Source organism: Nocardia sp. NPDC003963 (genome assembly GCF_053605105.1).
Genome location: NZ_JBSGIP010000085.1, coordinates 1 through 12404, shown reverse-complemented (window position 1 = coordinate 12404; position 12404 = coordinate 1). Strand labels below are relative to the sequence as shown.

Annotated in this window: 11 protein-coding genes and 1 pseudogene; 4 read left to right on the top strand and 8 right to left on the bottom strand. The window is 65.1% G+C overall.

Annotated features, from left to right (window positions below):
* Positions 1-145: 145 nt before the first annotated feature.
* From ACWEWT_RS37925 to ACWEWT_RS37895, 7 genes are all read right to left on the bottom strand, one after another.
* A complete protein-coding gene (locus ACWEWT_RS37925; RefSeq protein WP_452565741.1) occupies positions 146-601 on the bottom strand; it encodes a hypothetical protein in 456 nt (151 codons plus the stop codon).
* A gap of 306 nt (positions 602-907) precedes the next feature.
* Positions 908-2386, bottom strand: a complete 1479-nt coding sequence (locus ACWEWT_RS37920; protein WP_452565740.1) for an amidase — start codon at positions 2384-2386, stop codon at positions 908-910.
* Positions 2370-3665: an MFS transporter gene (locus tag ACWEWT_RS37915; protein ID WP_452565739.1), complete on the bottom strand. Its 1296-nt coding sequence runs from the start codon at positions 3663-3665 to the stop codon at positions 2370-2372. Before ACWEWT_RS37915 ends, ACWEWT_RS37920 begins: the two co-directional genes overlap by 17 nt.
* On the bottom strand, positions 3662-4708 hold the full coding sequence (locus ACWEWT_RS37910) for an ABC transporter substrate-binding protein (protein ID WP_452565738.1): 1047 nt from the start codon (positions 4706-4708) through the stop codon (positions 3662-3664). Before ACWEWT_RS37910 ends, ACWEWT_RS37915 begins: the two co-directional genes overlap by 4 nt.
* Positions 4709-4748: 40 nt before the next feature.
* Entirely contained in the window at positions 4749-5639 is an 891-nt protein-coding gene (locus ACWEWT_RS37905) for an ABC transporter permease (RefSeq protein ID WP_452565736.1), read from the bottom strand.
* A complete protein-coding gene (locus ACWEWT_RS37900; protein ID WP_452565734.1) occupies positions 5636-6421 on the bottom strand; it encodes an ABC transporter ATP-binding protein in 786 nt (261 codons plus the stop codon). Before ACWEWT_RS37900 ends, ACWEWT_RS37905 begins: the two co-directional genes overlap by 4 nt.
* Positions 6418-7155, bottom strand: coding sequence for an isochorismatase family protein (locus ACWEWT_RS37895; protein WP_452565733.1), 738 nt, complete (start codon positions 7153-7155; stop codon positions 6418-6420). The genes ACWEWT_RS37900 and ACWEWT_RS37895 overlap by 4 nt, the downstream gene beginning before the upstream one ends.
* Positions 7156-7178: 23 nt before the next feature.
* Between ACWEWT_RS37895 and ACWEWT_RS37890 the strand changes: the two genes are divergently transcribed.
* The 3 genes and pseudogenes from ACWEWT_RS37890 (at position 7179) to ACWEWT_RS37880 (ending at position 9079) form a co-directional block, all read left to right on the top strand.
* Positions 7179-8144: a GntR family transcriptional regulator gene (locus ACWEWT_RS37890; protein ID WP_452565732.1), complete on the top strand. Its 966-nt coding sequence runs from the start codon at positions 7179-7181 to the stop codon at positions 8142-8144.
* Positions 8145-8193: 49 nt separating this feature from the next.
* A pseudogene (locus ACWEWT_RS37885) lies at positions 8194-8597 on the top strand (transposase).
* Positions 8598-8743: 146 nt separating this feature from the next.
* Positions 8744-9079, top strand: coding sequence for a transposase (locus ACWEWT_RS37880; RefSeq protein WP_452565731.1), 336 nt, complete (start codon positions 8744-8746; stop codon positions 9077-9079).
* An 862-nt stretch (positions 9080-9941) separates the two neighbouring features.
* Here ACWEWT_RS37880 and ACWEWT_RS37875 read toward each other — a convergent pair.
* A complete protein-coding gene (locus tag ACWEWT_RS37875; protein ID WP_452565729.1) occupies positions 9942-10856 on the bottom strand; it encodes an SDR family NAD(P)-dependent oxidoreductase in 915 nt (304 codons plus the stop codon).
* 87 nt (positions 10857-10943) lie between these two features.
* Here ACWEWT_RS37875 and ACWEWT_RS37870 point away from each other — a divergent pair, with 87 nt between their 5' ends.
* Positions 10944-11537 carry a TetR/AcrR family transcriptional regulator gene (locus ACWEWT_RS37870; protein WP_452565728.1) on the top strand — a complete coding sequence of 198 codons (594 nt, stop codon included), beginning with the start codon at positions 10944-10946 and terminating at the stop codon, positions 11535-11537.
* The last annotated feature ends 867 nt before the right edge of the window (positions 11538-12404 follow it).

The window sequence follows — 12404 nt, the reverse complement described above, 5'->3', positions numbered from 1 at the left end:
CACCATCTGGCGGATCATGATCGCCGACGACACCCGCAGACATCGACATACCGCCGAGTGTTTTTCTGCAGCTTGACAAATAGAGAGGCACCCCCGCTTCCTTGGAGGGGGGAACATCAGAGCGTTTGCCGCGGCGGCGTCGATATCATTCGTGGATACTCGTGGTTCCCGGCTCATGTCGCCGCCGGACCGCACTGGCCTCCCGAGCCGTGAGCCAGTGTGTGGAGCGTTCGCCGCAGGAGACAAGAGACTCCTCGAGTTCGGATAGGAGCGTGATCCACTCTGATCGCATCTCCTTGAGCAGGCCTATGAGGCCGATGCTTCCAGCCGGAAGCGAATCGGGGGTGGCGACGCCGCTCAGCAGCTGTATCCGGGTCACGAGCTTCGCGACCTGCGTGGGTGGCCGGAGCCGGCGAAAGACACGGTGGGCGTTGGGAGTGTCGAGGGCGCTGACGATCCGGGCGAGGCCGGCTCGCACTTTGTAGTCGTGGTCAGTGGCGAGTTGCTCGATGACAGCGTCCGCCTGTGGCGGGCCGAGGCTGTGGCGTCCGGGCAGCGATTCGGCGAGTGCGGCGCGTACACGCCAGTCGAGGTGGTGCACGAGCCGGTGCAGGACTCCACGGGGATCATGACCCGGGCCGGTGAAGAGATCGAAATAGCGGCCGAGGGTTCCACGGTGACGACCCGGGGCTGCGTGACAGCCTGTACCGGATGCAGGCCGGTGAATCCGACCGGATCGAGAGCGAATTCTGCGGACCGGCACCCGCTCGGATCGCGTTCATCACGGCCACGAATACCGCACGCCGTTAACGCTTTCGCCGCGGGTGGTCAGGTTGGTGGTCATGCTGCGAGTCCCCGCCGCGCCCGCTTCCGGCCGGCCGTATTCGCCGGAAGCGGACCGTCCGGCTCAGGCGGGCGTCGAGGCAGGCGGGACCCGGTGCGCCGTGGCCTGTTCGTACGCGTACGCCAGCGACACGATTCTCTGGTCGCTGTAGGGACGTCCGAGGAAGGTGATACCCACCGGCAGCCTGTCTTCGGTGAAGCCCGCCGGTACCGTCATCGACGGTACGTCGTAGAGGAACGTATTGATGTGGGGCGCGCCCTTCATGTTCACATACGGTGCGTTCACGCCGTCGGTGATCAGTGTCGGCGTATGTTCCACGGTGATGTGAACGATCGCGTCGAGTTCGTGTTCGGCCATCGCCACCAGCATGTTGGTCCGTAGATCGTCACGTGCCGCGAGATACTCCTCGTAGGTCGCTTGCCACGGAGACGGCCGGCCGCCGCCGCGCAACCACATGGCTTTCCGGTACTGCTCTTCGGCGACGAAATCCTCGTGCGAGCGGTACGGAGGATTGGCGTTGCGCCCCATCCAGCTCTCGAATGCTTCTTTGCCCGAGTCGAAGGCGCGCTTGGCCAGCAAGGGCAGCAGGTTCTCGATCGTCAGGGGGTCGACGATTTGCGCTCCGGCGCTCGCCAGTTCACCGATGGCCGCGTCGAAGACGGTCCGGCTGCGCGCGAAGTCGGTAGCGGCGGGATCACTTCCCAGGCCGATGACCTCGCGGATGATGCCGATACGCGCACCTGACAGGGCGTTCGCATCCAGATGCGATACGAAGGTGCCTTCCATCTGCCCGACACCCCATGCCGTCGAGGGATCCTCGGGATCGAACCCGGCCAGCGTGTCCAGGATCGCCGCGGCGTCGGTCACGGTTCGCGTTATCGGCCCCAGTGAACCCGATTTGCTCGGCCAGCATCCGTAGGTGCCCGTCCGGCTCACCAGGCCCAGCGACGGTCGCATGCCGACACAGCTGTTCCATGCCGCCGGGCGGCGGATCGATGCCAGGCCCTCCTGTGCCACCGACACCGCACCGAAATTGGCCGCTACGGCCGCACCCGATCCGCCCGAGGATCCACCTGGCGTGCGTTCGAGGTCGTAGGGGTTGCGGGTGGAGCCGAACAACGACCCGTGGGCATCGCCACCGGCCAGTTCGCCCAGCGTCGTCTTCGCCAGGATCAGAGCGCCGGCCTCCTTGAGCTTCCGCACGACGACTCCGTCGCTGTCGGGGTAGTGGTCCCGGAGCAGCACCGAACCGAGCGTGGTCGGCATGCCGACCACGTCGACCTGATCCTTGACCAGCACGGGGACCCCGTGCAGAGGACCCACGGGACCGGTCTCTGCGTAGGTTCGATCGAGTTCGGCAGCGTCTTCCAGGACCGTCGGTGAGATCGTGATGATGGAGTTGATCTCGGGCCCGTTGCGATCGAACTTCGCGATCCGGTCCAGGTAGTACCCGGCCAGTTCGACGCAGGTGGTCGTACCGGCCGCGTAGGCCGCGCCGATGGACTCGATGGTCGCTTCGAACGGATCAAATTTCTCCGGCATGTGTTACTCCTTGGTACTGATGGTCGGCCCCACCACGGTTGTCGCGCGGCGTGGATCGAGTGAGAATCGTGAAGACGGCGGCAGCGGCGCCGCTGATCAGGCTCAGCAAGCAGATCGCCGCAGTGGTATGGCCCTGCTCGATGAGCGTGCCGAGCGCGAGCGGACCGATGAGGATCGCCACGTCACCGGCGGTGCGATAGATCCCGACCGCGGTGCCGCGCTTGCGCGGCGGTACCGAAGAAGCCAGGAAGGCGCCGGTCGACGGGCCGGTGAGGACCATGGCCGCGGAGGTGGCGACCAATGCCGCGATGAACAGGACCGGAGTCGTCGAGGCCAGGAACCCGAGTGTCGTGACGCCCACGGCCACCGACGAGATGATGACCATGGGACGTGGCCCCCACCGGTCGGTGACCTTGCCGGCCCGGCGGACCAGCAGCAGGCTGAACACCGTGGCCCCGGTGATGGCGCCGCCCAGGAGTTCCGGCGACATGTTCGCACGGTCATAGGCCAGGACCGGGAACATGAACTGCTGGCCTCCGAACCGCACCAGGAACACCGTGAATCCGACCAACGAGACGGCTACCAGCCCACGAGTCCACACCGACGCCCCCGGCTCGGTCACCGTGGCGGCCTGTGTTCGTTGCCGGCGCCACTGCGGCAGCGGAAGGAAAATCCCCGCGACCGCCAGCAGGCCGAGGAATACACCACAGGCGATGAACGGTGTTCCGGTTCCTCTACCCACGAGGAGCCCGCCGATAGCGGGACCGAGCGCTCCGCCGGCCATCTGAAAGGTCTGCAGAGTACTCATCGTGGCACCCAGCCGAGTCGGTTCGGTGGAGCTGAGCATCGTCATCCCCGTGGTGATCACGATCCCGCCGCCCAGCCCGGTGGCGAACCGCAGGGCGAGCAGCTGTTCGACCGAGTCGACGAACCCCGTCACGCCCGTCGAAACGGCCACCAGCAGGGTTCCGGCCACGAGCATCGCTCGCTGGTTCAAGATGTTCGTGGCCGCACCGGCCGGGATGTTGATCACCAGCCGGCCGAGCCCGAACGCGGCGACCGCCGCTCCCATGGCCGTCGTCCCGGCGCTCAGATCGTCGACCAGCATCGGCAGGACAGGGATGACCAGCCCCCAGGTCGCCTGTGATCCGGCGACGACACAGCAGATCAGCACGATTCCGGGCTGCCGGCCCGGGCGACGAGTGCGCGATCGGAGCGAGAGTCGCCGGGGCAGGCGGGCGATTTCTCTGCTGTCCGCCCCGGGCGCTCCCCGGCTCATTCGTTCGTCACTTCTTCCCAGAGACCGATATCCACGACATCGTCGAACCCGACCGGATCCGCGGAGTCCTCCAGGATCCCGGCGGCCCGGACAACCGACAGATTCGTCTCCACCGAATCGGGTGTGATGGCGCCGGTCCACTCCCACAGTTCGTCGGCGATGGCCCGCTCGACGGTCTCCACGAGGACGGTCTTATCCATCGTCGGGAACTCCGCCTCGGCGATCCGGATGGCGGCCTCGGGGTCGCGCTGGATCAGCTCCAACCCCTTGCGGAGTGCCCGGATGAACGATTTCGCCGCTTCGGGATCCTCGGTGAGGGATTGCTCGCGGACATTGATGGTGGAGTACGCGTACGGACCGAGTTCGAGCGGGACGTTGTAGAACGGCTCACCCCAGATGCCCTGGGTGATGCCCTGTCCCAGAACAGGTTCGGAAGTCACGGCGATATCGGCTTGATCCCGCTGGATCGCTGCCAGCGCGGCGCTGGGGTCGGCCGACTCGATCAGCGTCACATCCTTGCCGTTCTCCAGACCGTGCTGGGCCAGCAGATACATCGTTATCGAATGCGGCGTACCCCCGGCCGCCCCCGTCGCGATCTTCTTACCCCGGAGGAAGGACGCCAGGTCACCCGTGTAGTCCTGACCCTTGTCGGCCACGAGGTACACATTGCCGCGGTTGACCACGTTGACGATGGATTTCAGGGCTGTTCCGCCACCGCGGGCCGCGGCGAAGGCGTTGTGCTCCGGGCCGCCGATGAAGGCCCACGCCTGCCCGGTGAGCACCGCGTTGGTGTGCGCGCCGCCGCCCTGCAAGGTGATGATCTCCACCCCGGGACCTGCCTCGTCGAAGAATCCTTCGTGACGCGCGACGTACAACGGTAGGTACCCCAGGCTGTGGGCCGGCTCGGCGATGACCAGTTTGCCGCCGCTTCCGCCTGTTCCGGAACCCGGTCCGGAACAGGCGGCCAGGGCAGCGACCATCATGGCCGCCAAGGCGCCGACGGCCAGCGACCGGGTTCGGCGGCGAAGGGTGGAGAACTTCATGTCTTGCTCTTTCTCATGGGAGGACGTGGCCGGAAGCCGGTCACCGCGTGGCGTGCAGGGAAGCGAGCCAGCGTCGTTCGATGAAGCCGACCAGCGCGTACAGCACCATCGACAGGGCGGCGAGCACGAAAATGCCGACCCAGATCAGCGAGATCTCGTAGGTCGAGCCCGCGTACTGGATCAGGCGTCCGACACCTTGGGTCGATCCGATGTACTCCCCGACGATCGCGCCCGCGAGGGCCAGGCCGATCGTGACCCGCAGGCCGGAGACGATCCACGGCAGGGTGGTGGGCACGACAACCTTGCTGAAGATCTGCCATCGGGTCGCGCCCAGCGACATGATCATCCGGGTCAGGTCCTTGTCGACCGACTTCACACCCGAGTAGGTGTTCAATGCCTGGATCACGATCACCAAGGCACATGCCATCGCGATCTTCGAGGACATACCGAGGCCCAGTATCAAGACGACGACGGGAGCCAATGCCAGCTTCGGCATGGCCTCGAAGGCGACCACGAAAGGTTCTGCCACCAGCGCGTATCGACGCGACCACCAGAACGACAGGCCAATCGCCACGCCGCCCACGGTCCCCAGGACGAAGCCCAGGATCGTAGCGGTGAAGGTGAAGATCGTGTCGGAGACGATGGTGCCCTCGGTGAAGGCGGTCACCCCGGTTTCCCAGATCTGCGAGGGCATCGAGTAGAAGAACGGATCGATGATCCCGGTCCGCGCCGCGACCTCCCACCCACCGACCAGGGCCACCAGCACCAGCAGCCGGATCCCCATGATCAATCTGGAGTCGATCTTGTGTTCGGGCCGATAGGTGCGGACGGAATCGGTTCGTCCCTCGATCGCGGCGAGCTCCGCGATGGCCTCGCGTACATCCGGGTGGGTGTCGGTGATCTTTCCCGGCCCGAGATCGGTTGCTGTCATGACGCCAACTCCTCGTGGCGATCGTGCGCCCGGTCCAGATGGCCGAGCGCCACTCGCTTGATCTCGCCGAACTCCGGCGAGGTGACGATCGCCGGCTTACGCGGACGGTCCAGGGTGACTTCGAGCCGAGCGACGACCCGGCCCGGGCGCGGCGACATGACGTAGACGGTGTCGGACAGATAGATCGCCTCGTCGATATCGTGTGTCACGAATACGACGGTCTTGCCGAGGTCGTCCCACAGGTCCAGCAGCCATTCCTGCATCTGTGCCCGGGTCAGTGCGTCGAGCGCCCCGAAGGGTTCGTCCAGCAGGATCACGTCACGGTTGAACAGGATCGTGCGCAGTAGCGCCGCCCGCTGCCGCATACCGCCGGACAGTTCACCGGGGTACCGGTCCTCGAAGCCGCCGAGGCCGTAGAGGCGCAGGAACGTGCGGGCGAGTTTCTCCCGCCGGGACTTGCCGACCCCTGCGACCTCCAGTCCCAGCGCGACGTTCTGCAAGATCGTGCGCCACGGCAGCATCAGGTCCTTCTGCAGCATGTAACCGACATGGCCCTGCTGCCCGGTGAGGTCCTTCCCGCCCAGCATCACCCGGCCTTCGGTCGGCAGGTCGAGCCCGGCGATCAGGTTGAACAGGGTGCTCTTGCCACACCCCGAAGGACCGATGATCGAGGTGAACGAGCCGGCCGGGATGCTGATATCGGTGTCGTGCAGAGCGATGACCTCGGCTCCCGACGGCGTCACGAAGCGCCGCGAAAGCCCCTCGACGGATAACGCGGTCATGCCACGTCCTGAACCGCGGGCATGATCTGGCCGGGGAATACTTCGGCGGGCAGCTTGTCGAAGTAGGCCAAGGTCTCCTCGAGGCCGACGACATCGGCGTACTTCGCGTTCATATCGAAAAGGTTCAGGGCGTGCGAGACCTCGCCGCGATCGAAACAGCCTTCCTCGACCACCGAGACATTGAAGTTGTGATTGAAGGCGTCCAGCACACTTGCCCGCACGCAACCCGAGGTCGTCGTACCGGTCACGATCAGGTTGTCGACGCCCAGTTCGAGCAGGTAGTGCAGCAGTCCCGTGCCGAAGAAGGCGCTGGGCTTGCTCTTGCGGAACACCATGTCGCGTTCCTGCGGCGCGATCTCGGCGACGATATCGCTACCGGAGTATCCGGGCACTTCCGGCTTTTCGCCTTGCCGGCTGTTGCGCCACATTCCTCTGCCGAGCTTGTCGGCCCTGGGAACCTCTGACGTGCAGTAGAAGATCGGTAGCGAGTGAGCCCGCGCGCCGACGAGTAACCGGCGGATCGCCTCGACGCCGTCCCAGCCCTCTTCACCACAGCTGTGGCTCCAGGTCTTCGCCGATTCGAGAATCGGCCGCCGCTCATGGCCGACGAAGTCGTAGTTGACGTCGATGACCAGCACTGCCGGTTTCGTGCCGAAGCCGCGATTCGCGCCGAAGCCACTGAGTGCGTAGACCTCACGGTCGCGCTCGGTGATGTAGGGATCCCAGATTGCCATGCGATGCCTCCGGTTGGGATGAGATGACTGGGTCGACGCCCATGTCGACCGGGTGTCCCGAACCTAGAAACGTCTTGTTTCCTCGAGGAAACGCTGCCGACCTTCAGCTGTTACGCCGTGTTTCGCCGCCTGTTCATGGCCTCGACCTGCATCGATTCGCCACAACGCGGCGGCACGGCCGATTCCTTTACATCGCCGCAACACGCCTTGGCGAGAATGACGCGATGAACAGCTCGGGTATGGGAACGCGGTCGCAAGTACCCCGGGCGGCTGAGGGTCGAGCACCCGGACCCGACAATGTGATGATCGTGCGTGACGCGCTGCGTACGGCTCTCGTCCGTGGTGACTACGCCGACCGGCCGCTTCCCGGCGAGCACGAACTGCAACGAGTCTTCGGTGCCAGCCGTGCGACTGTGCGCCGAGCATTGGATATTCTGCGCGACGAAGGCATGATCAAACGGCTTCGGGGCAGCGGGACACTCGTCGGCATCGAGAAGATCCCGCATCGAGACTTCGGTTTCAAAGGGCTCGGCGGCCCGGGTTCCTCGATTGTGCATATCGTGGCCGAACGCCGGGTGATCAAGGTTCCCGATATGGTCGCCGAACTGCTCGGTGTCGGGATCGAAGAGCCGATTCTGTATCTGAGACGCAAAACGATCACCGGTTCGGGGCAGATCGTGTCGATGTTCACCAGCTACCTCAAGCTGCCGCTGGCAGAACCACTCGCCGACCCGGCGGCCGATCTCAGCGGCGAGTACTACGGAACCCTCGAGTCCCTCATCGGCCGGAGGCTGCGCGAGAACACGATGGTCCTGGAAGCCGTGCGAGCCGATGACATCACCGCGCAAGAGATGGAAATCGAATCCGGGGCGCCGGTGTTCCGTTATGAGCGGGTGTTGCTGCTCGATGTCGGTGAACCGCTCGAGTTCGGCGTGGGTTTCCAACGCGGCGACCGCATCCGCCTCCTTCTCGACGGCACGCGGCCCTAGAGAGTGTCCTCAAAGCCTGGGCGGTTGAGGTGCCGGTTTGGTTTGATGTGTGGTCGTGGCACGTAGGCATGAATTGACCGAGGACCAGTGGCGCACGATAGAGCCGTTGTTGCCGGTCTCGGGGGCAAAAGGCCGTCCGCGGGTGGATGACCGGCGGATCCTGAACGCGATGCTCTACAAGGCAAGACCGGGGTGGCGTGGCGGGAGCTGCCCGAGCGGTACGGGCCGTGGAAAACGGTCTACAACCGGTTCTGGCGGTGGTCTCGCAACGGCACCCTGGCGATGCTCGTAGCGCAGGTGCAGGTGATCGCCGAAGCGATCGACGAACTCGATCGTGAAGTCTCGGTGGATTCCTCGCTCGTGCGTGTTCATCAGCACGCCGCCGGTGCTCGAACGCGTGTGGTTCACACAGGGGGACAACGGATCCGGGTGCGGGCACAGCGAACCAGTTGATCATGCCATCGGACGTTCGCGTGGCGGTCCGACTACGAAAATCCATCTCGCGTGCGATGGCCACGGCCGGCCGCTCACGCTGCTGCTGACCGCGGGCAACATCAACGATTGCACCATGTTCACCCCAGGTCTTGGCCGGGATCTGGATGCCGAAACCCAGCCGAGGCCAGTCGTGGAAGCGACCGCGACGGGTCCTGGCCGACAAGGGATACTCCACCCGCGCGATCCGTGCTCACCTGCGTGCTCGTGGTATCGCTGCGACGATCCCCGAACGCGTCGATCAGCAGGCCAACCGGCGTCGACGTGGCAGTGCCGGTGGTCGGCCACCGGTGTTCGATCCGGTGGCCTATCGGCGTCGTAACGTGGTCGAACGCTGTTTCAACCGGCTCAAGCAGTATCGAGCGATCGCCACCCGTTATGACAAGACCGCCACCTCTTATCGCGGGATGCTCGACCTGGCCACCCTGCTCATACGGCTTTGAGGACACTCCCTAGAGAGGGTCCTCAAAGCTCGGGCGGTCGAGGTGCCGGTTTGATTTGATGTGTAACCGTGGCGCGTAGGCATGAGTTGACCGAGGAATAGTGGCGCACGATCGAGCCGTCGTTCCGTCGCGACGTAGTCGCGGGTACCCGCAGGGGCGAGATCTCGTTGACCGATTTTCGGAATCTCCCAGAACTGTGTGAAGAACCGGCTCGAATGAACCGACATCGAAGACAGACATCGGCCCGGTGCCACCCGCGACGAGTCGGCAGGGCTGCGCGAAGCGCGTAAGCGGACCTGTCAGTTGAACAAGAAGCCGAGGTCGTGCGCCGCGCCCGCCTATATCTCGCGTGACGTCGACCCGAAACCCGCTACCCGCTGGTCCTCGACCTGGCCGCCGACGCAATCCCTGTCACGGTGACCAGCCGGGCACTCGGGCTCCCCACCTGAGCGTTCTAAAAATCGAACGGATACCTTGTCTTGCAACGTGATCGGGACGATACGCATCTGATCCACGCCGCTCTCGACATCCATGCCGACGACCCGCTTTCGGCTACCGATTCATCGCCGACGAGCTGCCTGGCCGCGGCATCGGTATTGGAAATCAGTTCGCGAATGCGGTTTGGGGACAGTTTGCGCTGCGCTGCAGCGTGTTCGGCAATCTCGGTGCGGTAATGAGGTGGTGACCGATGTGTTGTGGCCCAGGGGGTGGAATCGCTGATTCCGCTGTGGGAGAAACGCTTCCGGTAGCGGGGTCGTCATCGCTCTGATGACCGCGGCGCGATGGAAGGTACCCTGTACGTGACTCGCACGGGTATCGGCTGGAATCATCTACTTCTGGAAACTCATACTGAACTGGTCTCTTATCGGTCGAGAGGCCGTGGGTAATGGTCTCCGACCGGGAGTCGCACCAGGCGCGCGCTCTCCTCCCACAGCCGGTCGCAGCGTGCGGTGTCGGTGGTGTGATCGGCAGTGGGGACCGACTTGCGTTTGACGAAGAACTCGCCGGTGACACCGGACACTTCGGGTGCGGTGACCAGCCAGACCGGAGTGTCCGCGCCCACCTCGGGACCGGGCTTGCGTGGATTCATCCGCAACAGCCGCGTATAGAACCGCAGCAGGCCGCGGTTGGAGCCCTCGCCGAGGCGGGTGGTCGGTATGACGCCGGGATGGACGCCGTTCACAGTGATGCCGGTGCCCGCCAACCGGCGGGCCAGGCCGTAGACGAACATCGCGTTCATGTTCTTGGTGCGCGCATACGAGAGGAAGGGACGAAAACTCGAGGGCAGCCCGGGAGTATGCACTTTCTCCGCCCCGAGATCGTCCAGATCCACCGGTGTCCGGCGTAGCCCGTCCGGGTCACCGCCGACCACCACGAAGCGGGCGGACCTGCCGGCGGCGGCGAGCGATTCGCCCAAGGATCGCAGCAGTAGGTAGGGCGCAAGGTGGTTGGTCGCGAGCATCCGCTGAACGCCCTCGGCGGTGCGATCACCCACATCGGTGATTACCGCCGCATTGCTGATCACCACATCCAATGGTGTGCCGCGCAGTTCATCGGCGAGGGCACGGACATCTGACACCAGTGAGAGGTCGGCCAGGGCCGGACGCAGGTCGGCCGCCGGCACCGCGACGCGGATCCGCTGCCGCGCCGCGGCCATCCGCCCACTGTCGCGCCCGACCATGATCACCGTCATCCCCTCGGCCGCGAGCGCGCGGGTGATCGCTTCGCCGATACCACCGGTCGCCCCGGTCACGACCGCCGTTCTGTTGTGCTCCATGTTCGCTCCCATTGAACCCGACCTGAGTTGACAACGTCAACCTAGCTGGGTTGGTTGACGCCGTCAACTGCCCGCTACTATCACTGCATGACCTCGAACACTCGCTCAGCGCTACTCGATTCGGCGATCCGACTGCTCGACTGCGGTGGCGCCGAGGCGGTGACGCTGCGTGAGGTCGGGATCGGCGCGGGAGTATCGCACAACGCGCCCTACAAGCACTTCGCCAGCAAGGAGGTATTGCTCGCTGCCATCGCCGCGCGCGAGTTGACCGAACGGGCCGCCGAGCTCGCCGAGCTGTCCTGCACCCGATCGACCTCGGTCGATGCGCTGCGCGATGTTCTGCATTCCTACGTCGCCTGGGCCGTGACACACCCGGCCCGCTTTCGGCTGGTATTCGGCGGCTGGAGTATCGATGCTCCCGAACTCGCCGAGGCCGCCCACGCCGCGCAGGCCGCGCTGACCGAACTCGTCGCCCGAGTTCAGGCCGCCGGGGACCTCCCGACCGGCGATCCCGTTCGCCTCTCCGCCCTGCTCCGCGCCCTCGCCCACGGTGCCGCCGACCTTGCCGCCGCCGGCCACCTCGCCGCCGACGGCAAAGGTAACGCCGATCCCACCGACTTGGTCGATGACATCTTGGCCTATCTCCGCCCACGGTCGCGACCGACTGGACGGGCAGGATAAACCGGCATTGCGTGTAATGGAGTTCACTCGTGCCTGCATTGATGGCGATTTGCGAGGAATTTTCAACTAGTGTTCCGCGCCGAGTGCTGCGGTGGGGCCGTCGAAGGGCTCCCGAATTTCGGGGGCGTCCGGATCGTGCGGGCTCATAGCGCTGTTTCGATCCTCACCCGAGGAAGAACCGTTCCCTGTTTCAGAGACCAGATTGATACATCATTCCGGACGAGTTGAAGGCCCGAGCGGTCCGGCTGTATTTGGAGTCGGACCCAATACCGGTCAGCGACCGGAACCAGCGGCGGCGGATCTGGCCGAGGAGAACAAGCGGCTCCGGAAACAGCTCGCCGAGCTGGAGCGGTCAACGACATTCTGCGGTCGGCGAGTGCGTATTTCGCCTCGGAGCTCGGCCAGGCCCGGACGTGATCCTGCGGTTTGTCGAGAGCAGCGGCCCGCCGCGGCATCTCGGTCGGCCGCAAAAGAGTGGAGCGGGTGATGCGTGGCGCCGAGTTGCAGGGCACGTTCCCGCGGAATCGGTGGCGCATCGCCTCGACACGAACCGATCCACGAGCAGCGCCGGCACCGGATCTGGTCGAACGGGTCTTCACCGCGGACCGGCCGAACCGATTGTGGGTGGCCGACCCACCAGGATCTCGTGCGGTCAGGGCGCGTTCTGGCTGGTAGCGATGCGGGACGTGGAAATATGGCCTCTTGGCACAGGTTGTCGACGCGATATGTAAGCCTCGACCACCGGGTCGCCCTCGAACGGCTCGCAGTCCTGCACCTGCCCGGCCTCGTCCGGCTCGCAGAGGTGACAAGGTCATCCGGGCAGTTGCCGGACGACTTCCTGTGCTACTGCTACCGCCTCGCTGTGGG